23 protein-coding genes are annotated in these 22081 nt (G+C 68.0%); 11 read left to right on the forward strand and 12 right to left on the reverse strand.

Features of this window, described 5'->3' with window-relative positions:
• Positions 1–10 precede the first annotated feature (10 nt).
• From MRBLWO13_RS02740 to MRBLWO13_RS02750, 3 genes are all read right to left on the reverse strand, one after another.
• Positions 11–682, reverse strand: a complete 672-nt coding sequence (locus MRBLWO13_RS02740; RefSeq protein WP_341976256.1) for a cation transporter — start codon at positions 680–682, stop codon at positions 11–13.
• Complete coding sequence (locus tag MRBLWO13_RS02745) at positions 655–1014, reverse strand: metalloregulator ArsR/SmtB family transcription factor (protein WP_341976257.1); 360 nt, start codon at positions 1012–1014, stop codon at positions 655–657. Before MRBLWO13_RS02745 ends, MRBLWO13_RS02740 begins: the two co-directional genes overlap by 28 nt.
• 85 nt (positions 1015–1099) lie before the next feature.
• Entirely contained in the window at positions 1100–1495 is a 396-nt protein-coding gene (locus tag MRBLWO13_RS02750; protein ID WP_341976258.1) for a hypothetical protein, read from the reverse strand.
• Positions 1496–1751: 256 nt separating this feature from the next.
• Here MRBLWO13_RS02750 and MRBLWO13_RS02755 point away from each other — a divergent pair, with 256 nt between their 5' ends.
• Positions 1752–2744, forward strand: coding sequence for a metalloregulator ArsR/SmtB family transcription factor (locus tag MRBLWO13_RS02755; RefSeq protein ID WP_341976259.1), 993 nt, complete (start codon positions 1752–1754; stop codon positions 2742–2744).
• Between the two features lie 20 nt (positions 2745–2764).
• A complete protein-coding gene (locus tag MRBLWO13_RS02760; RefSeq protein ID WP_341976260.1) occupies positions 2765–3172 on the forward strand; it encodes an arsenate reductase ArsC in 408 nt (135 codons plus the stop codon).
• Positions 3173–3181: 9 nt separating this feature from the next.
• On the opposite strand, the gene MRBLWO13_RS02765 is transcribed toward MRBLWO13_RS02760, so the two are convergent.
• From MRBLWO13_RS02765 to MRBLWO13_RS02790, 6 genes are read right to left on the reverse strand one after another with little or no spacing between them, the layout of a single operon-like run.
• Positions 3182–3544: a nuclear transport factor 2 family protein gene (locus MRBLWO13_RS02765; protein WP_341976261.1), complete on the reverse strand. Its 363-nt coding sequence runs from the start codon at positions 3542–3544 to the stop codon at positions 3182–3184.
• Between the two features lie 23 nt (positions 3545–3567).
• A complete protein-coding gene (locus MRBLWO13_RS02770) occupies positions 3568–3999 on the reverse strand; it encodes an SRPBCC domain-containing protein (RefSeq protein WP_341976262.1) in 432 nt (143 codons plus the stop codon).
• Entirely contained in the window at positions 3992–4339 is a 348-nt protein-coding gene (locus MRBLWO13_RS02775) for a metalloregulator ArsR/SmtB family transcription factor (RefSeq protein WP_341976263.1), read from the reverse strand. The genes MRBLWO13_RS02770 and MRBLWO13_RS02775 overlap by 8 nt, the downstream gene beginning before the upstream one ends.
• A 57-nt stretch (positions 4340–4396) precedes the next feature.
• Entirely contained in the window at positions 4397–5026 is a 630-nt protein-coding gene (locus MRBLWO13_RS02780) for a superoxide dismutase (protein WP_341976264.1), read from the reverse strand.
• Between the two features lie 35 nt (positions 5027–5061).
• Positions 5062–5586: a flavin reductase family protein gene (locus MRBLWO13_RS02785; RefSeq protein ID WP_341976265.1), complete on the reverse strand. Its 525-nt coding sequence runs from the start codon at positions 5584–5586 to the stop codon at positions 5062–5064.
• Entirely contained in the window at positions 5583–6956 is a 1374-nt protein-coding gene (locus tag MRBLWO13_RS02790; protein WP_341976266.1) for an FAD-dependent oxidoreductase, read from the reverse strand. The genes MRBLWO13_RS02785 and MRBLWO13_RS02790 overlap by 4 nt, the downstream gene beginning before the upstream one ends.
• 76 nt (positions 6957–7032) lie before the next feature.
• Here MRBLWO13_RS02790 and soxR point away from each other — a divergent pair, with 76 nt between their 5' ends.
• Both soxR and MRBLWO13_RS02800 read left to right on the forward strand, forming a co-directional pair.
• Positions 7033–7548 (forward strand): redox-sensitive transcriptional activator SoxR, encoded by a 516-nt coding sequence (soxR, locus tag MRBLWO13_RS02795; protein WP_341978266.1) that lies wholly within the window; start codon positions 7033–7035, stop codon positions 7546–7548.
• A gap of 30 nt (positions 7549–7578) precedes the next feature.
• Positions 7579–8793 (forward strand): amidohydrolase, encoded by a 1215-nt coding sequence (locus MRBLWO13_RS02800; RefSeq protein ID WP_341976267.1) that lies wholly within the window; start codon positions 7579–7581, stop codon positions 8791–8793.
• A gap of 131 nt (positions 8794–8924) precedes the next feature.
• Here the strand turns inward: MRBLWO13_RS02800 and MRBLWO13_RS02805 are convergent, their stop codons facing one another.
• Both MRBLWO13_RS02805 and MRBLWO13_RS02810 read right to left on the reverse strand, forming a co-directional pair.
• Positions 8925–9611, reverse strand: a complete 687-nt coding sequence (locus MRBLWO13_RS02805) for a GTP pyrophosphokinase family protein (RefSeq protein ID WP_341976268.1) — start codon at positions 9609–9611, stop codon at positions 8925–8927.
• 61 nt (positions 9612–9672) lie between these two features.
• Entirely contained in the window at positions 9673–10575 is a 903-nt protein-coding gene (locus MRBLWO13_RS02810) for an intradiol ring-cleavage dioxygenase (RefSeq protein ID WP_341976269.1), read from the reverse strand.
• Between the two features lie 347 nt (positions 10576–10922).
• Here MRBLWO13_RS02810 and MRBLWO13_RS02815 point away from each other — a divergent pair, with 347 nt between their 5' ends.
• A complete protein-coding gene (locus MRBLWO13_RS02815; RefSeq protein WP_341978268.1) occupies positions 10923–12878 on the forward strand; it encodes an APC family permease in 1956 nt (651 codons plus the stop codon).
• 9 nt (positions 12879–12887) lie between these two features.
• Here MRBLWO13_RS02815 and MRBLWO13_RS02820 read toward each other — a convergent pair whose 3' ends face one another.
• Positions 12888–14066: an SLC13 family permease gene (locus tag MRBLWO13_RS02820; RefSeq protein ID WP_341976270.1), complete on the reverse strand. Its 1179-nt coding sequence runs from the start codon at positions 14064–14066 to the stop codon at positions 12888–12890.
• Between the two features lie 207 nt (positions 14067–14273).
• Here MRBLWO13_RS02820 and MRBLWO13_RS02825 point away from each other — a divergent pair, with 207 nt between their 5' ends.
• Genes MRBLWO13_RS02825 through MRBLWO13_RS02850 form a run of 6 tightly spaced genes read left to right on the forward strand, consistent with a single transcriptional unit; the run spans position 14274 to position 22041 of the window.
• Positions 14274–14363: a potassium-transporting ATPase subunit F gene (locus MRBLWO13_RS02825; RefSeq protein WP_341976271.1), complete on the forward strand. Its 90-nt coding sequence runs from the start codon at positions 14274–14276 to the stop codon at positions 14361–14363.
• Complete coding sequence (gene kdpA / locus MRBLWO13_RS02830; RefSeq protein WP_341976272.1) at positions 14363–16042, forward strand: potassium-transporting ATPase subunit KdpA; 1680 nt, start codon at positions 14363–14365, stop codon at positions 16040–16042. Before MRBLWO13_RS02825 ends, kdpA begins: the two co-directional genes overlap by 1 nt.
• Position 16043: 1 nt before the next feature.
• A complete protein-coding gene (gene kdpB / locus MRBLWO13_RS02835) occupies positions 16044–18197 on the forward strand; it encodes a potassium-transporting ATPase subunit KdpB (protein WP_341976273.1) in 2154 nt (717 codons plus the stop codon).
• Positions 18198–18224: 27 nt separating this feature from the next.
• On the forward strand, positions 18225–18839 hold the full coding sequence (gene kdpC, locus MRBLWO13_RS02840; RefSeq protein WP_341976274.1) for a K(+)-transporting ATPase subunit C: 615 nt from the start codon (positions 18225–18227) through the stop codon (positions 18837–18839).
• Positions 18836–21373, forward strand: a complete 2538-nt coding sequence (locus MRBLWO13_RS02845) for an ATP-binding protein (RefSeq protein ID WP_341976275.1) — start codon at positions 18836–18838, stop codon at positions 21371–21373. Before kdpC ends, MRBLWO13_RS02845 begins: the two co-directional genes overlap by 4 nt.
• Positions 21370–22041 (forward strand): response regulator, encoded by a 672-nt coding sequence (locus tag MRBLWO13_RS02850; RefSeq protein ID WP_341976276.1) that lies wholly within the window; start codon positions 21370–21372, stop codon positions 22039–22041. Before MRBLWO13_RS02845 ends, MRBLWO13_RS02850 begins: the two co-directional genes overlap by 4 nt.
• Positions 22042–22081 lie beyond the last annotated feature (40 nt).

A 22081-nucleotide genomic window follows, 5' to 3' on the forward strand; every position in this document is an offset into this window, starting at 1 on the left:
GTTCCGGTACTCAGGTGTGGGCGTCCTCGAGCTCTTCGAGCACCTCGAACGGTGATTCGACGTCGCCGCGCCACGCCTCGATGCCCTCCCGGATCGCGAGGACCGCCACGATGAGAGCGGCGGCCGAATCCGCCCACCACCAGCCGAGCAGGCTGTTCAGGAGGAGACCGAGGAAGACGGCGCCGGAGAGATAGACGCACAGGATGAGTTGCTTCGCATCCGCGACAACGCTCTTCGAGTCCAGCTCGCGACCGGTACGCACCTCGAGCCATGCCAGCAGCGGCATGACGATGAGGCTGAGCGCCGTGATCCCCAATCCGAGCGGAGTATGCGTTGGACCTTCCTGTCCGATCAGGGCCAGTACCGCGTCGATCGTGACGTAGGCGGCGAGGAGGAAGAAGGCGAGGCCGATGACGCGGACGGTGCCCTTCTCCCAGCGCTCGGGGTTCTTCCGGGTGAACTGCCACGCGATCGCGGCAGCCGAGAGCACCTCTACTGCAGAATCAAGGCCGAACCCGATCAGTGCCGCCGACGAGGCGACGACTCCGGCCCACACCGCGATGATGCCCTCGATCACGTTGTAGGTGATCGTGAAGGCGACGATGAACCGGACCCGTCGGTGCAGCCGGGCGCGCCTCTCCACGGTGAGCTCGGTCACGCGCCAGCATCCGTCCCGCAGCATCCGGGCACCGCGCAGGCGGCATCCATGCAGGGGGCGTTCTCGTCGACCGCGAGGGTCACGTCCACGAGCGCCGTCAGCGCCGCGGCGAGGTGCGGGTCGGCGATCTCATACCGCGTCTGACGGCCCTCCGGCTCCGCGATCACGATGCCGCAGTCCCGGAGGCACGTCAGGTGGTTCGAGACGTTCGAGCGGGTGAGATCGAGAGTGCGCGACAGCACCGCAGGGTAGCTGGGCCCGGCAATGAGCGTCATCAGGATGAGGGATCTCGTCGGATCGGCCATTGCACGGCCGAGCCGGTTCATCACGTCGAGCCGTGAGGCAATAGTCAGCATGCAATGACTATACAGTCACCACTGACTAATTGAATTGCATCGGAATCCTCTTAGATCAAGTGCGTCTCTGCCGCCAGGAGCCGTCTTACGCCACGAAGAGCAGGACGAACGACAGCACCAGTCCCGCTCCCCCGGCGCTGGCAAGGGCGATCGCAACGACCTGGATCGCGTGGAGGGCAGGTCGCCGGGGTTCGAAACTCATCACGCGCGGGTGCTTCTCGCTGATGAAGGCCGGGGCTTCTTCGCGCCCCCGCCAGTGCTCTGCTTCGGATGCGCGGAGGGGGCGTTCCCAGAAGTCACCGGCGGTGTACCAGCGGGCGCGCGCCCGCTCAGCTTCCTCCAGGATGACGACCTCGATGGGATGCCACCGGCCGTCGTGAGCCCTGCCGATGGCGACGACCAGGAGCAGCGGGATCCCGATGCCGAGCCCGATCCACGCGATGATGTCGGCGATACTGCCGAGAACGTCCAGCGCGTCCATGGTCTTCCTGTCTGATGAGAGCATTCAACCACCGCGGCTGTCGCTCATATAGAGAGGAGAGTATCGGCCTCCCGTGCGAGGCGAGCGCGGGAGCAGGAAGAACCCCGGCTTCGAGCCGCCAGATGACCAGCAAGTGAACTCTTCCAGGGCAGCTTGCGACTTGAATTGATATTCGTCAATATAGAGACATATCGATTCACACTGCTCACCTTCTGGCGCTCATCACCGCCCCGTTCACTGGTGAAAGGACCCCGTCATGAACGCGACATCCCTGACTGCAGACACCTGCAGTCCCGTCGCCACCCATGCGATCGGGCAGGATGCCGCCGCATCCGTCGCCACGACGCTGAAGGCGCTCGCCGATCCGTTGCGACTTCGGATGCTGTCGGCCATCGCCTCCGACCCGCGGGGCGAGTCCTGCGTCTGCGATCTTGCAGAGCTCGCAGAGGTCGCCCAGCCGACCGTCTCGCATCACCTCAAGGTCCTCAAGGACGTCGGCGTCCTGACTTCCGAGCGGCGCGGCACCTGGGTCTGGTACCGCATCAATCCGGACCGCCGTCGTGCCGTCACCGCGCTCCTGGACTCGTTCGCGCCCGCGACGGTCGCCGCTCCATGGCGCAACGACTCAGGGGACGATGGACTGCGACCGGACTTCGACGCACGTGTCACGCGCCTCGCCGGTGAACTCGCCGCGGAGGTTCCGGAGCTCGACGCGGGGGTCGTGTTCGCGATCGTGCGCGAGTCGTACACCGGCCTCGCCCGCACGGCACGGGTCAGCTCGGCGCTGATCCCCCTCACTGAGCGCTTCGCCCGTCAGCGCCTGAGCGACCTCACCCGCGACCGCGATACGGGCGTGCCTCAGGTACTGTTCGTCTGCGTCGCCAACGCCGGCCGGTCGCAGCTCGCCGCGGCCCTCGTGAACCAGATGGCCGGCGGCAAGGTCGTCGCCCGCTCGGCCGGCTCCAGCCCGGCCGACGTCATCCACCCGCACGTGCGGTCGCTCCTTGCGGAGATCGAGGGGGACGCGGCATCCGAACGCTTCCCGAAGCCGCTCACCGACGACGCCGTCCGCGCGGCCGACGTCGTCGTCACGATGGGATGCGGCGACGTCTGCCCCATCATCCCCGGCGTCCGCTACGAGGACTGGGCCGTGGGTGACCCGGCCCTCGCCTCTGTGGAGGGCGTCGAAGCCATCCGTGACGACATCGCCGCCCGCGTCCGCATCCTCGTCGACGACGTTCTCAACTGACCAATCACTCGGGAGACACCATGACTGACACCACCAAGCCCTCTGTTCTCTTCGTCTGCGTGCACAACGCCGGACGCTCGCAGATGGCCGCAGGATTCCTCCGCGACATCGCCGGCGACCGCGTCGAGGTGCGCTCTGCCGGTTCCATGCCAGCCGACCAGATCAACCCGATCGCCGTCGAGGCGATGGCCGAGCTCGGCATCGACATCACCGCCGAGGCTCCGAAGGTGCTGACGACCGAGGCCGTGCAGGCATCCGACGTCGTCATCACGATGGGCTGCGGCGATGCCTGCCCGTTCTTCCCTGGGAAGCGTTACGAAGACTGGAAGCTCGATGACCCGGCAGGCCAGGGCATCGACTCCGTGCGTCCGATCCGCGACGAGATCCGCGGCCGCATCGAGACGCTCGTCGGGGAACTGCTGGGCTGAGGGCGAGCGTCACGCCGATGGCGGCGGCATGTAGTTGAGCCTGTCGAAGCACAGCCGGATATCGGTGATTCGCCCATCCTCCACACGGAAGAGTTCACTGGCCAGCGTGGTGTCGGTGACGGCGGTTTGCGGGAAGTACCAGAGCGCCACCCGGTCGCCGTCTGTCATCCGAGTGAGTTCGGGAGCCCCGGTGAGCATGGGGACGAATCTGGAGAGGTACTCCCGCCAGTGGGCCTTCGTCGTGATCGCGGGATCCGGCGCTGCACATACGACGGAGTCCGACAGGTACGTCAGCGCGAGCTCGACGTCTCCTCCGGTCCAGGCTCGGTGATACGCCTCCACGGTGGCAACGGGCGTCGGTACGTTCGTCATCTCGTGCACTCCTTCGGTATCGGTCATTGCGACGGCGTCCAGGTGTCAGGCGGAAGCCGCTGCCCGGTGGCGGCGAGGGCGAGCCGGGCAACGAAGTGGTCCCATCCGTCGACGTGTCCTGGCACCGCACTCTCCGGCAGGTCTGTGTGCACGACCTCGACTCGCGTGCCGCCGTCGGTCGCACTCAGCTCGAACGACACCGTCGACGATCCGGGTGGCAGCTCCTCGCTCCCCTCGAAACCCCAGGACACCGTCACCCGACGCGGCCGGTCGACTTCGAGGAAGATCCCCCGGGCGCCGTACCCGGCGATGTTCACGGAGAACTCTCCGCCCGGAGTCGGCTCGACCTGAGCCCAGTCGCCCATCCATGCCGTGATCCCCTCCGCGGTCACCAGGTACTCGAAGACCCGTTCCGGGGGCGCGGCGATGTCGATGCTCGAGCGGTGCTCAGCCATCGCCCTCACCCACCCCGGCTCCCTCGATCGCATTCTTGAGTCGCGTCAGCCGCTCCGGCCAGAAGTCGTCGAAGAACGCCTTGCCCACCGCAAGACCCTCCACCCGGACTGCGTACAGGTGCCGGGTGCCCGATCGTGTGCCCGACACCAGGCCCGCTTCGCGAAGCACCTTCAGGTGATGCGACACGATCTGCTGCGACAGGCCGAGCTCGCTCGCGATCTCGCCGACCGGTCGATGACCGGTGCGCACCAGCGCGAGGATGGCCCGACGGTTGCCATCCGACAGGGCGTGAAACGCGTGGTCAAGACTCAGAGCTTCCATGAGCACCTCCGCGCTCATCATGCTCCACAAACAGCCACTTGTACAAGTGTCTGTTTGTGACGACCCCGCGCCGAATCAGCGCGCGGCGATGAGTCCGCGCGTCGCCGTCTGCGCCCTGGTGAACCGCTCCTGAACGTCGGCCCAGTTCACGATCTCCCAGAACGCCTTGACGTAATCGGCGCGCACATTGCGGTAGTCCAGGTAGTACGCGTGCTCCCAGACGTCGAGCTGCAGCAGCGGGATCACGCCGAGCGGCGCGTTCCCCTGCTGATCGAACAGCTGGAAGATCACGGGCCTGGCCCCGATGCTGTCCCAGGCGAGCACAGCCCACCCGGAGCCCTGCACACCGAGCGCACTGGCGGTGAAGTGCGCACGGAAAGCGTCGATCGATCCGAACGAATCGGCGAGCGCAGCGGCGAGCTCGCCCTCGGGCGCCCCACCGCCGTTCGGCGAGAGGTTCTGCCAGAACACCGAGTGGTTGATGTGACCACCCAGATTGAAGGCGAGATCCTTCTCGAGCTTGTTCACGTTCGAGAGATCCCCCGCATCTCGCGCGTCCGCGAGCTGCTCCAGAGCCGTGTTGGCACCGGTGACGTAGGCCTGGTGGTGCTTGGTGTGGTGCAGCTCCATGATCGTGCCGGAGATGTGCGGTTCGAGGGCGGAGAAGTCGTACGGCAGTTCGGGAAGCGTGTACAGGGCAGACATGGGGGGGGTTCCTTTCGAGCGTGGTTCAGGGTGGTTCAGGTCAGAGGTGCGACGAGTGGCGCAGGGTGCGCGAGCGAGTGGAACCCGCGGTCCAGGTAGACGACCGGTCGACCCTGCGGGCCGTGGAGCACGTCGAGCACTTCGGCGATGACGACCGTCGACGAGCCGACGGCTACCGTGTGCAGCGACCGGCAGCGCAGTGCGGCGCGTGCGGAAGCGAGAAACGGTTCGCCGGTCTCGAGTGCCGTCCAGCCCTGTTCCGGAGTGAAGCGATCGGCGCCGCTCGTCGCGAAGCTCTGGGCGAGGGCGGCGTGCTCATCGTCGATGAGATGCACGACGAAGGTGTCGGCGCCGAGGATCGCGCCGGCGGAGCCTGTCGCCCGCGTCACCGAGAAGACGATCGCGGCCGGGTCGACGGCGACGGAGGCGACGCTCGATGCTGTGAGGCCGACCGGGCCGTCGTCGGTCATCGCGGTGATGATGGCGACGCCGGCCGGATGGGTGCGGAAGGCCGCCTTGAGTCCTTCGCCGACGGGCGTCGGAACGGGATTCGCCGTCATCGGACAACCTCCCCGATCGGGAGCGCGTGGCCGAGCATCTCTTCTCTGGCCACGAGCTTGGTCCGCTCGCGACCGCGCTCGGCGCCTGCGCGGCGTTCTGCGTCGTCGATGCGCAGCCAGCCGGCGAAGTCGACGGCACCGGCGAGCGCGTCGAACGGATCGGCCGCACGCTCAGCGGGCCCCTCGGCAAGATCACCGAGGTCATCGAGCACGTGCCGCACGGTCTGGGCGGCGTCCGACTTGGTCGAACCGATGAGCCCGACCGGTCCTCTCTTGATCCAGCCGGTGGCGTACAGGCGCGGGATGCGGGCGCCGTCGGCGTCGGTGACACGCCCCTCGACGTGCGGCACCACACCGCGCTCGGCATCGAACGGCATGCCGGGAACCGGAGTCGATCGGTATCCGATCGCGCGGTAGACGGCCGCGACGTCGTAGCGGAGCATCGCTCCGGTGCCGACCATCCGCCCGAGTTCGTCGGAGGCGGTCCGTTCCATCTCGATCCCGGTCACGGCCCCGGTGCCGAGCAACCGCACCGGTCGCTGCCGCAGGTGCAGGTGGATGCGGCGCGACGCACTGCGCGTCGACGGAGTACGACTCGCCCACTCGGTGAGTGTGCGAACGATGATCCTGCGCTGCGAGAACTGTTCGATCATCCGCTCGGCATGCGCGTCGAGCACCAGCTCATCCGGGTCCACGATGACGTCGACATCGTGCTGATCGGCGAGCTCGCGCAGCTCGAGCGCCGAGAAGCGCACATCGGCGGGGCCACGCCGCGCGAACAGATGCACATCGCGCACGGAGCTGGCCGCGAGCTGCTCGAGGACGGTGTCGGGAGTATCGGTGTGCGAGAGCGCTGCGGCGTGCTTGGCGAGGATCCGGGTGACGTCGAGCGCGACGTTGCCCGCTCCGAGCACGGCGACGGACTCGGCGGTGAGCGGCCAGCTGCGCGGCACATCGGGATGCCCGTCGTACCAGGCGACGAAGTCGGCGGCTCCGAAGGAACCGGGCAGATCGATGCCGGGGATGTCGAGCGGCACGTCGAGGTCGGCGCCGGTCGCGACGATCACGCCGTCGTAGGCGGCTCGGAGCTCGGCGATGCCGATGTCGGCACCGACTTCGACATTGCAGCGCAGCCGGATCCGCGGGTTCGTGAGCACCTCGTGCAGGGCGTCGGTGATCTTCCGGATCCGCGGGTGATCAGGGGCGACCCCGTATCGCACCAGACCGTAAGGGGCGGGGAGCTTCTCGAACAGGTCGACGGTTGCGGTGGGCGAGAGCCCGAGCAGGATGTCGGCGGCGTAGATGCCGGCGGGGCCGGCTCCGACGATGGCGACTCGCGGTTCAGCGACGTTCATTCGGGTTCTTGTCACGTTCTCCACGGTAAAACCTCAAGTAGGCTTGAGGTCAAATCGAGCAGCGGGAGGGCCCGGATTGACGCCTGAAGACATCACGGACGCACCGCCGCACGCGCCGGACGAATTGCTCAGCATCGGTGAGATGAGCCGACGGACAGGCGTGGCCGTGTCGGCACTGCACTTCTACGAGAAGCTCGGCTTGATCGCATCGACGCGCACTCCGGGCAATCAGCGCCGATACGCGCGCCACATGCTGCGCCGGGTCTCCCTCATCACCGTGGCCAAGCGGCTCGGCATTCCGCTCGCGGACGTGCAGGATGCCTTCGCCGACGTCCCGCTCGCCGTCACCCCCAGCCATGAGGACTGGCAGCGCGCATCGCGTCGCTGGAAGCGCGCGCTGGAACGACGCCGAGAAGGCATCGAACGCCTGGAGAAGGAGCTGACCGGATGCATCGGCTGCGGCTGCCTGTCCATGAAGGCCTGCGGCCTGCTCAACCCTGACGACGCACTCGCCAGCCGAGGTGCGGGGCCACAGCGATTGCAGGGTTCGGATGACCCCGCACCCCGCACTGACCCCGGACGTCGGACGTCGCCGCCTGGCCACTGATGCGAGATGGCGGCGCACTAGGGTGATGGCATGACGATCGACCTCGAGGCCCTGTACATCGACCTGCACCAGCATCCGGAGCTGTCCTTCCAGGAGACGCGCACGGCCGGCGTCGCCGCCGGGCACCTGCGCGACCTGGGGCTCGAGGTGGAGGAGGGCGTCGGCATCACCGGCGTCGTCGGACTGCTGCGCAACGGCGACGGGCCTGTCGTCTGGCTCCGCGCCGACATGGACGGCCTCCCCGTCGAGGAGCAGACCGGGCTCGCGTATGCGAGCACGGCGAAGGGCATCGACCCGACGGGAACCGCCGTCCCCGTCATGCACGCCTGCGGCCACGACATGCACGTCACCGCCATGATCGGCGCCGTCGAGAAGCTCGTCGCCGAACGCGACGAATGGTCGGGAACGCTGGTCGTCATCATCCAGCCCGCTGAGGAATACGGAGCAGGCGCACGAGCGATGCTCGACGACGGCATCCTGGCCCGCTACCCGAAGCCGGACATCGTGCTCGGTCAGCACGTCACCCCGCTGCCTGCCGGCATCATCGGAGTGCGCAGCGGCACCCAGATGGCCGCATCCGACGGCCTCACCGTGACCCTGCACGGTCGCGGCGGACACGGTTCGCGCCCGCACGCCACGATCGACCCCGTCGTGATGGCGGCGGCGACCGTGATGCGCTTGCAGACCATCACCTCTCGCGAGATCGATCCGCAGGGCGTCGCCGTCGTGACGGTCGGTTCGATCCACGCCGGACTGAAGAACAACATCATCCCCGCCGAGGCGAAGCTCGAGCTCAGCCTCCGGTACCCGAACGACGAGATGCGCGACAAGGTGCTCGCGAGCGTCGAGCGCATCGTGCGGGCCGAGGCCGCGGCATCCGGCGCAGAGCGCGAACCCGAGATCCGCACCGACCACACTCTGCCGGCCACCATCAACGACGAAGACGCCACGGCACGGGTCACCGGTGCGCTGCAGCGCGCCCTCGGTGAAGCATCCGTCATGGACCCCGGCATGTTCACCGGCAGCGAGGACGTGTCCTGGTTCGCCCGCGATGCCGGTGCTCCCCTGGTGTTCTGGTTCTGGGGCGGAGCGGATCCGGTGAAGTTCGCCGAGGCGACGGCAGCGGGCCGGCAGGCCGAGGACATCCCGACCAACCACTCGCCGTACTACGCGCCGGAGATCCACCCCACCATCGAGGTCGGCGTCACGGCGCTGTCTGCGGCGGCGCGGGAGTTCCTCGACTGAGTCGCGGCTGCCGAGCTCCGTTCACAACTCAGGAAGATCCGCTCCGGTACTCACCGTCCGCGCCCGAATAGGCCCGGTCGCTGGAATTCTTCCTGAGTTGTGAACCGCGAAGCACCAGCCTGAACGGCCGATTACACCGCGATCACACGCGGCGGAGCGAGCTCGCGCGGCCGCACGCCGTGCGCCTCGCGGTGCAGGCGCTCCATGCGTACATCGAGCTCGCTCGCTGCATCGGCCGCATCGGTGAGGCTGTCGACGAGGTGGCCGGGAACCTGGCCCTGGAACTTGTAGTGGATCTTGTGCTCGAGGCTGGCCCAGAAGTCCATCGCGATGGTGCGGAACTGCACCTCGACCGGCACCGCGATCGGGCCGGTCGAGAGGAACACGGGAACCTCGATGATCGTGTGCAGACTCTTGTAGCCGTTCGGCTTCGGGTCGGCGATGTAGTCCTTGACCAGACGGATGCTGACGTCGTCCTGCTGGGTGAGCAGATCGAAGAGGCGGTACACGTCGGCGACGAAACTGCAGGTCACCCGGATGCCCGCGATGTCGGTGATCTCCGCACGGATGGTGTCGAAGTCGGGCTCGATCCCCTTGCGGGCGACCTTCTCGACGATGCTGTCCGGCGTCTTGATCCGACTCTTGACGTGCTCGATCGGGTTGTACGCGTGGTTGTGCGTGAACTCGTCGCGGAGGATCGAGATCTTGGTCTCGACCTCCCGCATCCCGAACTCGTACTCCCGGAGGAACCGCTGGAACTGATCGCGGAGATCCTTCGCCTCGGCGATGGCCTGCTCGTCGACGGAAACCGTGCTCATGATCCTGACGTTACGCATCCGTGATCGGAATCGCCTGGGTGTTCGCCCGCAGCGGATGCCCTCACACCCCGATCGTCAGTGCGGCCGTGTATCCCTGAGAGACGCCGCCGGCCATGGTCGCGATCTGGTGGATGCCGTCGTCGTCGCCGAAGACGTTGTCACCGGCCAGCGTCACCCTGGATGCGTTGGTCACGCTCTTCTCGTAGCCACCGGTCGCGTACACGGCCGCGTTGCTCTCCTCGGGGAGGGCGATCTGCGATGTCTTCACGATCGGGCCGGTCGCGACTGCCGATGCGACATCCCCGTAGACCTCGAAGTGGATATGCGGCCAGCGGCCGTCGTAGCAGGCCGGGTAGATCGAGGTGAATCGCACAGTGCCGGTGTCGTCGGCCTCCTGGACTCCGCGGAGATAGTTCTCGCCTTTCGCAGCATCCGAGTACAGCGAGTAGTTCCCGTCCCGGTCGCAGTGCCAGAGGTAGACGCCGGCCCCGACCAAGGCGCTGCCAGTCGCGGCGTCGCGCACCGTGAGCACGATCTCCAGCGGGACGCCCTCGGCGGTCGTCGTCGAGGATCCGAAGCTGGAGCGGATGTCTCGGCGCACGATCCCGGAATCATCGAGGACGTTCACGCCGTTCGATCCGTCGGCGGGGTAAGGCCCGGCCGTCTCGTCCGGCACTTCGCCTTCCACCGTCACACCGTCGCCCTCCGCCTCTGGTGCTCCGCTGGGTCCGCCGGATCCGCTCGGCGCACCGGAACCACTGGGCTCTCCGGACGAGTTCCCTGCTGAGGATGCCACCGGCGCGCACGCGGCGAGCAGCGCCGTCGCGGCCACTCCACCGAAGATGCCCAGGGCCCGTCGCCGGTTCACCAGCGTGCGGATGTCGTAGACCAGCCCGCGGTGGTCCTCGTCGATCTCGTTGCCATCCTTATCGATCCATCGCGGATCGGTCGTCGTCTCGCTCATGATCTCTCCCGTCGTCTGGATCCAGAGAATCAAGGCACGCTGTGCGAACGATAGGTCGGGGCGGAGCGGATGCTATGTCGCAACGATGCGAATCCTATGAGTGCGAATCATAGAGAACGCGTCCCACGAGCCGACGACACCGAAGCGTAAGGGTTCCGTAAGGGCGTCCGCACACCCCGTAGGGATTCCGTAAGGATGTCGTGAGGATCGCCCCCGCAGGCGTATCGTCGCCGCTCGTGGCAAATGAATCCCGGAGCCTGCCGGACACCCCGCAGCTCGCGAAGCGCATCCTCATCGGGGATCCGCTGACCAACGAGCACCTCGAGGGTCAGCTGCTGCCGAAGCGCATGGCGCTGCCGATCTTCGCCTCCGACGCGCTGAGCTCCGTGGCCTACGCCCCACAGGAACTGGTGATGATCCTGCTGATCGGCGGACTCACCTTTCTGTCCTTCACGCCGATCGTGGCCGTATGCGTCATCGTGCTGCTGCTCGTGGTCGTGCTCAGCTATCGCCAGCTCATCAAGGCGTACCCCTCCGGCGGCGGCGACTACGAGGTGGCGTCGAAGAATCTCGGCGAGATCCCCGGCGTCGTCGTGGCGGCGGCGCTCCTCGTGGATTACGTACTGACGGTCGCTGTGTCGGTGGCATCCGGCGTCGACAACATCATCTCGGCCGTTCCGGCGCTCGACCCGTTCCGGGTGTGGCTCGCCGTCGGCTTCGTCATCCTGATCATCGTCGTGAACCTGCGCGGTGTGCGTGAGGCGTCCCTCGTGTTCGCGATCCCGACCTATGTCTTCATCGCCTCGGTCGGCTTCATGATCCTCACCGGCCTTGTCCGCACATTCCTCGGCGATGCGCCGGTCGCTTCCAGCGCCGAGTTCGCCGTGCACGCCGAAGACCTCAGCCAGGCCGCAGTGATCCTGCTCGTTCTGCGGGCCTTCTCGAGCGGATGCTCCGCCCTCACCGGCGTCGAAGCCGTCTCGAACGGCGTTCCCGCCTTCCGCGCACCCAAGGTGCGAAACGCGCAGTCCACCCTCGTGCTGATGGGCACGATCGCGATCGGCCTGTTCGCCGGTCTGACCGCGCTCGCCCTGATCACCGGCGTCCACTACGCCGAGAATCCCTGCGACCTGATCGGCTTCGACTGCACGAACCCGCAGCCGAGCCTGATGGCACAGGTGGCGAGCGCCACCTTCGGTGGCGGCAGCATCCTCTTCTTCATCGTGCAGGCGGCGACCGCGTGCGTGCTGCTGCTCGCCGCGAACACCGCGTTCAACGGCTTCCCGTTGCTCGGCTCGGTGCTCGCCCGCGACGGCTATGCCCCGAAGGCCCTGAACACCCGCGGCGACCGGCTCGTCTTCTCGAACGGCATGATCGCCCTGGGCATCGTCGCGATGATCGTGCTCATCGTGTTCCAGGCGAAACTGACCACGCTCATCCAGCTGTACATCATCGGCGTCTTCGTGTCGTTCTCGCTCGGCCAGCTCGGCATGGTGCGGCACTGGCGACGCATCCTGCGCCGGCCGGCCGAAGGAAGCACCGGCGTGCAGGCCACGGCATCCGATCGCCGCTCTGCGCGCGTCGGCCTGATCATCAACTCCGTCGGCGCGAGCCTCACGATCCTCGTGCTCGTCATCGTCACGATCACGAAATTCACCCACGGCGCGTATCTGGTGTTCTTCGCCATCCCGGTGCTCGCGTTCCTGATGATGGGCGTGAAGCGGTACTACCGCGATGTCGAGCACGAGATCGCGATCGATGACGTCACGCATTTCGGCGCCAACGGAGACCTCGCCCTCGTGCTGGTCAACCGGCTGCAGAAGCCGGTCGTGAAAGCCGTCGAGTATGCCGTCGCGGCGAAGCACGGCAAGACTCTCGCTGTGCACGTGGGGGTTGCCGCGGACGACGCCACCGAGCTGCAGCAGCAGTGGGCGGACCATCTGATGCCCGTCCCCCTGGTGATCATCGAATCGCCGTACCGGTCGTTCGCGCAGCCGGTGGCGCAGTTCATCAACCAGTACCGCGAGAAGCACGGCTCGTCCGTCGTGACGGTCTACCTTCCGCAGTACATCGTCGGGCACTGGTGGGAGACGTTCCTGCACAACCGACGCGCCCGTCGGTTGGCGAACCAGCTGATGCTCGTGCACGGCGTCTCGATCACGCTCGTGCCGTGGCTGCTGGATTCCTCCGAGCTCATCTACGGACGTCGCTCCCGCCCGCTGCCGGGCCAGGAGCGTGCCGGCCGCCCCGTCGTCGTGAACGGCCGGCGTGCGCACCGGCCTGCCGGTCCACCGCAGAGCTGACGCCGAGCATCACCCGGCGACGAGGGCGAGCACCAGAGTGGCTGCGACGACCGTCGGCACCGCGACGACGAGCCCCCACAGCATGAAGCGCGGCCAACTGATCGTCACGCCGAGCGCCACGATCCGGTGATGCCACAACAGCGTCGCCAGTGATGCCCACGGAGTGACGAGCGGGCCGAGGTTCACACCGATCAGCAGTGCCATCAACGCCACCGGGTCTCCCGCGGCGGGCTCCAGGATGAGATATGCCGGGAGGTTGTTCACACCGTTGGCGGCGAGGGCGCCGATTCCCGCGAGCTGCAGGAGCGCCGCCGGCCCGTGATCGTCGGGAGCCAGCGCCGTCAGGAAATCGAGGAGGCCATTGGCATGCGCCGTCTCGACCAGCACGAACAGAGCGGTGGCGAGTCCGACTGCGGACCACGGAACCAGTCCGAGCCGCAGCACATGTCGACGCCGCACCGCGAACAGCACGACCAGGAGCAGGGCGGCGGCCGTGGCGGGGATCCACACGTCGTGCGTCACCGTGAGCAACGGAAGCAGCGCGATCAGCACCGCGGCTGCGCCCCAGAAGAGCACACGGTCAGAGGGTGACCCCGGCGGCGGCACGCGGTAGCCGCCGAACAGAGTGCGCCGGTGCACGATGGTGAGGATCGCGACAGGGATGAGCACGCCGATCAGCGTCGGCGCCCAGCTGAGCGCGATGAACGCCGCCGGGTCACTGCCGACCGCTGGCGCGGCGAGCAGGTTCGTGAGGTTCGAGACCGGCAGCGCGAGGGATGCCGTGTTCGCCAGCCACACCGTCGCGAGCGCGAACGGGAGCGGTGAGACGCCGATGCTCTGCGCCAGCACCACGACGACCGGGGTCACGATCACGGCCGTCGTGTCGAGTGACAGGAAGACCGTGCTGACGACCGCGAGCGCGACGACCGATGCCCAGAGCGCCAGAACCTGCCCCCGCCCCCAGCGGGCGAGCCTCTGCGCGAGCACATCGAAGACACCAGCGTCGCGGGCGAGTTCGGCGACGATCGTGATCGCGACCACGAATCCCAGCACGGGCACGATGCGGAGCCCGAGCGCACCGGCATCCGGTGCAGGAAGGATGCCGGTGACGACGACGATCGCGGCGACGCCGGCCAGCACGAGGACGATGATCGACCCCCTGCTGAGCGTTCGTCGTGCCGCAGTCACTCCGAGAGCATACGACGGCTTCCCCTTGGACACTCGCCGTGAGCAAGCCGCATGCGTCACGGCGAAGGGCGTAGGGGAACCGTGAGGATCGTCGTCGACACGCGTCAGCCGGAGTTGTATCGACTCCGTGCTCGACATCCTCTACCTCGCGCTGACTCTCGCGCTCTTCGCCCTCGTCTCGCTGACCGCAAAGGGGGTGGAGCGGCTGTGATCGTCTTCGAGATCATCGCTGCAGCTCTCGCACTCGCAGCGATCGCCTACCTCGTGGTCGCCCTCGTCGCCCCGGAGAAGTTCTGATGGGCGCGGGCATCTGGTTCGGCATCCTGCAGGCGGCGGCGCTCATCATCGCGCTCGTGCTCCTGTACCGGCCCCTCGGTGACTACATCGCCCACGTGTACACCTCGGCGCGCGATCTGCGCGTCGAACGCGGCTTCTACCGCCTCATCGGCGTGGATCCTTCGTCCGAGCAGACCTGGCGCGCGTACGCCCGCAGCGTGCTCGTGTTCTCCGCGGCCGGGCTCCTCCTCGTCTACGGCCTGCAGCGGCTCCAGGCGTTCCTTCCGGAATCCCTGGGCCTCCCGGCCGTCCCCGAAGGCCTCGCATTCAACACCGCGGCATCCTTCGTCGCCAACACGAACTGGCAGTCCTACTCCCCCGAGCAGACGATGGGCTACACGGTGCAGCTCGCCGGCCTCACCGTGCAGAACTTCGTCTCCGCCGCCGTCGGCCTCACCGTCGCCATCGCACTGACCCGTGGGCTCGCCCGCCGGGGCTCGGCGACGATCGGCAACTTCTGGGTCGACCTGATCCGCGGGCTCGGCCGGCTGCTGCTGCCGATCGCGTTCATCGGCGCAGTCGCGCTCATCATCGGCGGCGTCGTGCAGAACTTCGCCGGCTTCACCGAGGTGCAGACCATCGGCGGCACGGCGCAGTCGATTCCGGGCGGACCGGTCGCGTCGCAGGAGGCGATCAAGCTGCTCGGCACGAACGGCGGCGGCTTCTTCAACGCCAACTCGGCGCACCCGTTCGAGAACCCGACCGGGTGGACCAACCTGCTGGAGATCCTGCTCATCCTCGCCATCCCGTTCGCGCTCCCCCGCGCCTTCGGACGCATGATCGGCGACAACCGCCAGGGGTACGCGATCGCCGCCGTCATGGGCACGATCTTCCTCGTCTCGACCTTCGCGCTCTCGGCACTCGAACTGGCAGGACGCGGCTCGGCGCCGGAACTCGCCGGAGCGGCGATGGAGGGCAAGGAACAGCGCTTCGGCATCCTGGGATCCACCCTCTTCGGCAGCGCGAGCACGCTCACCTCGACCGGAGCGGTCAACTCGATGCACGACTCGTACACCGCTCTCGGTGGCATGATGCCGATGCTGAACATGATGCTCGGAGAGGTCGCTCCCGGCGGCGTGGGCTCCGGCCTGTACGGGATGCTCGTACTCGCGATCATCGCCGTCTTCGTGGGCGGGCTGCTCGTCGGACGCTCCCCGGAATACCTCGGCAAGCGGATCGGCCCGCGCGAGATCAAGCTCGCGAGCCTCTACATCCTCGTCGTCCCTGCCCTCGTGCTCGGCGGTACCGCCCTGAGCTTCGCGATTCCCGGGATCCGGGAAGACGTCGAGTCGACCAGCATCCTGAACCCGGGCGTCCATGGGATGAGCGAGGTGCTCTATGCGTTCACCTCGGCGGCGAACAACAACGGCTCGGCCTTCGCCGGACTCACGGCGAACACCCCGTGGTTCAACACGGCGCTGGGCGTGGCGATGCTGCTCGGGCGATTCCTCCCGATCGTGCTCGTGCTCGCACTGGCCGGCTCGTTCGCCGCGCAGGAGCGAGTACCGGCCACCGCGGGCACCCTCCCCACCCATCGGCCGCAGTTCGTCGGTCTCCTCCTCGCCGTGACGGTCATCGTCACCGCACTCACCTATTTCCCGGTCCTCACTCTGGGGCCGCTCGCTGAAGGACTCGTCTGACATGACCATCGTCACCTCCACCCCCGAGATGCAGGATGCCGCGGCATCCGCCTCCCCTTCATCCGAGACCGCGAAGCCTCGCGCGTTCGGCTGGGCGCAACTCGTCCAGGCCCTGCCCGGCGCCCTGCGCAAGCTCGATCCCCGAGCCCTCGTGCGCAACCCCGTCATGCTTCTCGTCTGGGCCGGCGCCGTGTTCACGACCGTTCTCGCGATCGCCGAACCCTTCCTCGGCGGCCCCGGGGAATCCGGCGGCACCGCCGTGCCGCCGATGTTCACCTGGGGCATCGCGGTCTGGCTGTGGTTGACCGTGCTCTTCGCGAACGTCGCCGAGTCCGTGGCCGAGGGCCGCGGCAAGGCGCAGGCGGCGAGTCTGCGCGAGACGCGCACCAGCACCCTCGCCCGTCGGGTCACCGGCTACGACGCGGCGCAGGACGCCGCCGCCGTACGCACCGAGACGGAGCAGGTCTCCTCGGCCGACCTGCAGCGCGACGACATCGTGATCGTGGAGGCCGGCGAACTGATCCCCGGTGACGGCGACATCGTCTCCGGTATCGCGACCGTCGACGAATCGGCGATCACGGGCGAGAGCGCCCCCGTCATCCGCGAGTCCGGCGGCGACCGCAGCGCCGTCACCGGCGGCACCCGCGTGCTGTCCGACCGGATCGTGATGCGCATCACGTCGAAACCGGGCGAGACCTTCGTCGACCGGATGATCGCCCTCGTCGAGGGCGCGAGCCGCCAGCGCACGCCGAACGAGATCGCCCTCAACATCCTGCTGGCGAGCCTGTCCATCGTGTTCCTGATCGTGGTCCTCGCCCTCAACCCGATCGCCGCCTACGCCGCGTCACCCGTGAGCATCCCGGTGCTCATCGCGCTTCTCGTCTGCTTGATCCCGACCACGATCGGCGCCCTGCTGTCGGCCATCGGCATCGCCGGCATGGACCGACTGGTGCAGCGCAACGTGCTGGCGATGTCCGGGCGCGCGGTCGAGGCCGCCGGCGACGTGACGACGCTTCTGCTCGACAAGACCGGAACCATCACCTACGGAAACCGCCGCGCGCACGAGGTGCTGCCGCTTCCGGGTGTCGACGCCGACGAGCTGCTCCGCACGGCCGCTCTCTCCTCGCTGGCAGACCCGACACCGGAGGGCGCATCGATCGTCGAACTGGCTGCGGCACGCGGCATCCGGGTCGCGGAACCGGCGGATGCGATCGTCGTGCCGTTCACCGCGCAGACCCGGATGAGCGGACTGGACCTCGCCGACGGCACCCAGATCCGCAAGGGCGCCGGATCAGCGGTGCGCGCCTGGCTCGAGATCACCGGAGACGACGTCGAGCTGACGAGCCGCACCGATGCCGTCGCGCAGAGCGGCGGCACGCCCCTCGTCGTCGCCGTGAAAGCGCCTGCAGGCGCCGGCCGTGTGCTCGGCGCCGTCCACCTCAAGGACATCGTGAAGGAGGGCCTGAGGGAGCGCTTCGAGGAACTGCGCAGCATGGGAATCCGCACGGTCATGATCACCGGCGACAACCCGCTCACGGCGAAGGCGATCGCCGCCGAGGCCGGCGTCGACGACTTCCTCGCGGAGGCCACTCCCGAGGACAAGCTCGCGCTCATCCGCCGGGAGCAGGACGGCGGCCGGCTCGTCGCGATGACCGGCGACGGCACCAACGATGCCCCGGCCCTCGCCCAGGCGGACGTCGGAGTGGCGATGAACACCGGCACCTCCGCCGCGAAGGAGGCCGGCAACATGGTCGACCTCGATTCCGATCCCACGAAGCTCATCGACATCGTGCGCATCGGCAAGCAGCTGCTGATCACCAGGGGAGCTCTCACGACCTTCTCCCTGGCGAACGACATCGCGAAGTACTTCGCGATCATCCCGGCGATGTTCATGGGGGTCTTCCCCGGACTCGCAGCGCTCAACATCATGCAGCTGCACTCGCCGGCATCCGCCGTGACGAGCGCGATCATCTTCAACGCGATCGTGATCGTCTTCCTCATCCCGCTCGCCCTGCGCGGCGTGAAGTACCGGCCGGCGAGCGCCTCGCAGATCCTGCAGCGCAACCTGCTCATCTACGGCCTGGGCGGTGTGATCGCGCCGTTCATCGGGATCAAGCTCATCGACGTCGTCGTCAGCCTCATCCCCGGCTTCTGACCCTCCCCGATCCGACAAGGAAGAGACATGTCCTCATTCCGCAGCACCGTTCGCACCACCGGCGTCGCACTCCGCGCGATGCTCGTCCTCACGCTGGTCCTCGGCGTCGGCTACACCCTCCTCGTCACGGGCATCGGACAGGTGCTCCTGCCCTGGCAGGCGAATGGCTCTCCCCTCGCCGATGGAAAGGGCACCGTGGTCGGCAGTGCGCTGATCGGCCAGTCCTTCACCGACGCCGACGGCGAGGCCCTGCCGGAGTACTTCCAGTCACGACCGTCGGCGGCCGGCGACGGCTATGACGGCGCCAGCTCCAGCGGCAGCAACCTCGGGCCGGAGAACCCCGATCTCGTCGCCGCTATCGAGGAGCGTCGCACGACGATCGCCGAGCGCGAGGGCGTCGCGCCCGCGCAGGTTCCGGCGGATGCCGTCACGGCATCCGCATCCGGACTCGACCCGCACATCAGCGTCGCCTATGCACTGCTCCAGGCCCCCAGGGTGGCAGCAGAGCGAGGCCTCTCCGAAGCAGAGGTGCTCTCGCTCGTGGAGTCTAGGATTCAAGGGCGGGATCTGGGATTCCTCGGCGAAGAGCGCGTCAACGTCGCAGAACTCAATCTCGCTCTTGACGAGCGGGAGGGCGCATGACCGGAGAGCGGATGCAGCGACGTGGTCGCCTCCGCGTGCTGCTCGGCGCAGCCCCTGGGGTCGGGAAGACCTACGAGATGCTCGCCGAGGGCCGTCGGCTTCACGACGAGGGCCGGGATGTCGTCATCGCGATCGTCGAGACCCATGAGCGCGAGGCGACGCTGGCGCAGACCGTCGGCCTGCCCGAGGTGCCCCGACGGATCGACAGCCACCGCGGCGTCGAGCTCTCCGAACTCGACCTCGATGCGGTCATCGCCCGCGCCCCGGAGATCGCCCTCGTCGACGAGCTCGCGCACACGAACATCCCCGGTTCGCAGCATTCGAAGCGCTGGCAGGACGTCGAAGTGCTGCTGGATGCCGGCATCGATGTCATCACGACGGTCAACGTCCAGCACATCGAGTCGCTGAACGCGGTCGTGGAGAAGATCACCGGCATCGCCCAGCAGGAGACGATCCCCGATGCCGTCGTCCGTGCCGCCGACGAGGTCGAAGTCGTGGATCTCGCCCCGCAGTCGCTGCGGGACAGGCTTTCGGCGGGGCTCGTCTACCCGGCCGAGCGCATCGATGCGGCGCTGTCGAACTACTTCCGTCTCGGCAACCTGACCGCACTCCGCGAGCTCGCCCTGCTGTGGCTGGCCGACGAAGTCGACAGTGCCCTGCGCAGCTATCGGGCCGACCACGGCATCGAGGGCACGTGGCAGGCCAGGGAACGCGTGGTCGTCGCATTGACCGGTGGCCCGGAGGGCGAGACCCTGCTTCGCCGCGGTGCCAGGATCGCTGCCCGATCCGCGGGCGGGGTGCTCCTCGCCGTGCACGTGTCGGCGCAGGACGGGTTGCGAAACGACTCACCCGGGGCGTTGACGGCCCAGCGCACCCTGGTCGAGTCGCTGGGTGGCAGTTATCACCAGATCGTCGGCAACGACATCCCGGAGACCCTGGTGGAGTTCGCGCAGTCCGTGGACGCCACGCAGGTGGTGATCGGCGTGAGCCGGCGCGGCCGTCTGATGACAGCGCTGACGGGCCCGGGGATCGGTGCGGAGATCATCCGTCACTCCGGCGACATCGACGTGCACATCGTCACCCACGCGGCAGCCGGCGGACGCGCCTCGCTCCCCAAGATCACCGGTGGGGCGCTCGGATGGCGCCGCCAGGTGCTCGGATTCGCCGTCGCGCTCGCCTTCGGGCCGCTGCTGTCCTGGCTGATGTTCACGTTCCGCAGCCCCGAATCGATCACCGCCGAGGTTCTCGCGTATCAGCTGCTCGTCGTGGTGGTCGCGCTCATCGGAGGGCTGCGCCCTGCGGTGTTCGCCGCAGTGCTCTCCGGCATCACCCTGGACTTCCTCTTCGTCGCGCCGCAGTTCACGATCACGATCGCTCATCCCCTGCATGTGCTCGCCCTCGCCCTGTACGTCACGATCGCGATCCTGGTGAGCATCATCGTCGATCAGGCCGCGCGTCGGGCTCGCACCGCCAAGCGCGCCACGGCTGAGGCCGAGTTGCTGGCCGCGGTCGCGGGCAACGTGCTCCGCGGTGACAACGCCGTGCTCGCGCTCGTGAGTCGTACCCGTGAGGCGTTCGGGCTGAGCGGGGTGCGCCTGCTCGACGCCGACGGCGAGGTGCTCGCGCGCGACGGGGAGCCGTTGCGGGACGGCAGAGCGATCACGGTGCCGGTCGGATCCGGCGATGCCCCGCGCGCGATGCTCGAACTGCATGGCGGGCCGCTGGACGGTCCGGCCCGGCGACTGCTCGACGCGATCGTCGCCCAGTTGTCGGCAGCGATCGAGCACACCGACCTCCGTGCGACGGCGCGCGAGGCGGTCACCCTCGCCGAGACCGATCAGGTGCGAAGCGCCCTGCTCTCGGCGCTGAGTCACGACCTCCGCCGCCCGCTCGCATCAGCGGTCGCCGCCATCGGCGGTCTACGAGGGGCGGGTGCGCTGTCCGCCGCCGATCGGGACGAGCTCCTCGCCACCGCCGATGAAAGCCTGGGCACGCTGTCGACGCTCATCACCGATCTGCTCGACGTGAGTCGAGTGCAGGCGGGTGTGCTCGCCGTGTCCGCGACGCGGATGGATGCCGCCGGCAGCATCCTCGCCGCCATCGACGAGCTGTCTTTCGGCCCGTCCGATGTCGAACTCGCGCTCGACCCCTCGCTGCCGCCGCTGCAGGCCGATCCCGTGCTGCTGCAGCGGGTGCTGGTGAACGTCCTCGCCAACGCGCACCGGCATTCCCCGGATGGGCGGCAGGTGATCGTGTCGACGAGCCGGCTCGGTGCGCGCGCGGAGATCCGGATCATCGACCGCGGAGAGGGCGTGCCCGCGAACCGGCGCGACAGCATGTTCCAGCCGTTCCAGCGCTATGGCGACACCGACAACACCACCGGACTCGGTCTGGGACTCGCGCTGTCCCGCGGGTTCACCGAGGGCATGGGCGGTAGCCTGACTCCGGAGGATACGCCGGGAGGCGGCCTCACCATGGTCATCTCTCTGCCCCTGGCCGCAGAACAGTCCGACACGGAGGAAGCGCAGCAGTGAAGCTCCTCATCGCCGACGACGACCCCCAGATGGTGCGGGCGCTGCGCATCACCCTGGCGGCGCACGGCTACGACGTGATCACCGCCGCTGACGGCGCCGCCGCCATCACCACCGCGGCGCAGACGCATCCGGACATCATCCTGCTCGATCTGGGGATGCCGAAGATGAACGGCATCGAGGTCATCCAGGCTCTGCGCGGCTGGACGAGCGCACCGATCATCGTCGTCTCCGGCCGCACCGGCTCTGCCGACAAGGTCGATGCCCTGGATGCCGGAGCCGACGACTTCGTCACCAAGCCCTTCCAGGTCGACGAGCTGCTCGCGCGGCTGCGCGCGCTCGCCCGACGCACGGCTCCCGCGGCCGGAGAGTCGACGGTGAGCTTCGGCGACGTCGTCGTCGACCTGTCAGCGAAGGCGGTGACCCGAGCGGGCGCACGCGTGCACCTGACTCCGACGGAGTGGCGGATGCTGGAGCATCTGTGCCGGCATCCGGGCGCCCTCGTCACGCGGCAGGACCTGCTGAAGGAGATCTGGGGCAGCGAACAGGTGTCCGACTCCGGCTATCTGCGCCTGTACATGTCTCAGCTGCGCAAGAAGCTCGAGCTCTCGCCCGCCGCACCCGTGCACCTGCTGACCGAGTCCGGGATGGGCTACCGCCTCGTGCTGTGAGCACGCTCGTGCGCCTCAGATCTGCGGCGGCGGTGCCGCC

It is taken from the genome of Microbacterium sp. LWO13-1.2 (assembly GCF_038397725.1).
GTDB lineage: Bacteria > Actinomycetota > Actinomycetes > Actinomycetales > Microbacteriaceae > Microbacterium.

Excerpts from the sequence above, each read along its gene's own strand:
- MRBLWO13_RS02765 (WP_341976261.1), bottom strand. The coding sequence starts at position 3,544 with ATGACGAACGTACCGACGCCCGTTGCCACCGTGGAGGCGTATCACCGA.
- MRBLWO13_RS02755 (WP_341976259.1), top strand. The coding sequence starts at position 1,752 with ATGAACGCGACATCCCTGACTGCAGACACCTGCAGTCCCGTCGCCACC.
- MRBLWO13_RS02750 (WP_341976258.1), bottom strand. The coding sequence starts at position 1,495 with ATGGACGCGCTGGACGTTCTCGGCAGTATCGCCGACATCATCGCGTGG.
- MRBLWO13_RS02800 (WP_341976267.1), top strand. The coding sequence starts at position 7,579 with ATGACGATCGACCTCGAGGCCCTGTACATCGACCTGCACCAGCATCCG.
- MRBLWO13_RS02780 (WP_341976264.1), bottom strand. The coding sequence starts at position 5,026 with ATGTCTGCCCTGTACACGCTTCCCGAACTGCCGTACGACTTCTCCGCC.
- MRBLWO13_RS02815 (WP_341978268.1), top strand. The coding sequence starts at position 10,923 with ATGGCGCTGCCGATCTTCGCCTCCGACGCGCTGAGCTCCGTGGCCTAC.
- MRBLWO13_RS02785 (WP_341976265.1), bottom strand. The coding sequence starts at position 5,586 with ATGACGGCGAATCCCGTTCCGACGCCCGTCGGCGAAGGACTCAAGGCG.
- MRBLWO13_RS02775 (WP_341976263.1), bottom strand. The coding sequence starts at position 4,339 with ATGAGCGCGGAGGTGCTCATGGAAGCTCTGAGTCTTGACCACGCGTTT.
- MRBLWO13_RS02745 (WP_341976257.1), bottom strand. The coding sequence starts at position 1,014 with ATGCTGACTATTGCCTCACGGCTCGACGTGATGAACCGGCTCGGCCGT.
- kdpA (WP_341976272.1), top strand. The coding sequence starts at position 14,363 with ATGGGCGCGGGCATCTGGTTCGGCATCCTGCAGGCGGCGGCGCTCATC.
- kdpB (WP_341976273.1), top strand. The coding sequence starts at position 16,044 with ATGACCATCGTCACCTCCACCCCCGAGATGCAGGATGCCGCGGCATCC.
- MRBLWO13_RS02845 (WP_341976275.1), top strand. The coding sequence starts at position 18,836 with ATGACCGGAGAGCGGATGCAGCGACGTGGTCGCCTCCGCGTGCTGCTC.
- MRBLWO13_RS02770 (WP_341976262.1), bottom strand. The coding sequence starts at position 3,999 with ATGGCTGAGCACCGCTCGAGCATCGACATCGCCGCGCCCCCGGAACGG.
- MRBLWO13_RS02805 (WP_341976268.1), bottom strand. The coding sequence starts at position 9,611 with ATGAGCACGGTTTCCGTCGACGAGCAGGCCATCGCCGAGGCGAAGGAT.
- kdpC (WP_341976274.1), top strand. The coding sequence starts at position 18,225 with ATGTCCTCATTCCGCAGCACCGTTCGCACCACCGGCGTCGCACTCCGC.
- MRBLWO13_RS02810 (WP_341976269.1), bottom strand. The coding sequence starts at position 10,575 with ATGAGCGAGACGACGACCGATCCGCGATGGATCGATAAGGATGGCAAC.
- MRBLWO13_RS02740 (WP_341976256.1), bottom strand. The coding sequence starts at position 682 with ATGCTGCGGGACGGATGCTGGCGCGTGACCGAGCTCACCGTGGAGAGG.
- MRBLWO13_RS02760 (WP_341976260.1), top strand. The coding sequence starts at position 2,765 with ATGACTGACACCACCAAGCCCTCTGTTCTCTTCGTCTGCGTGCACAAC.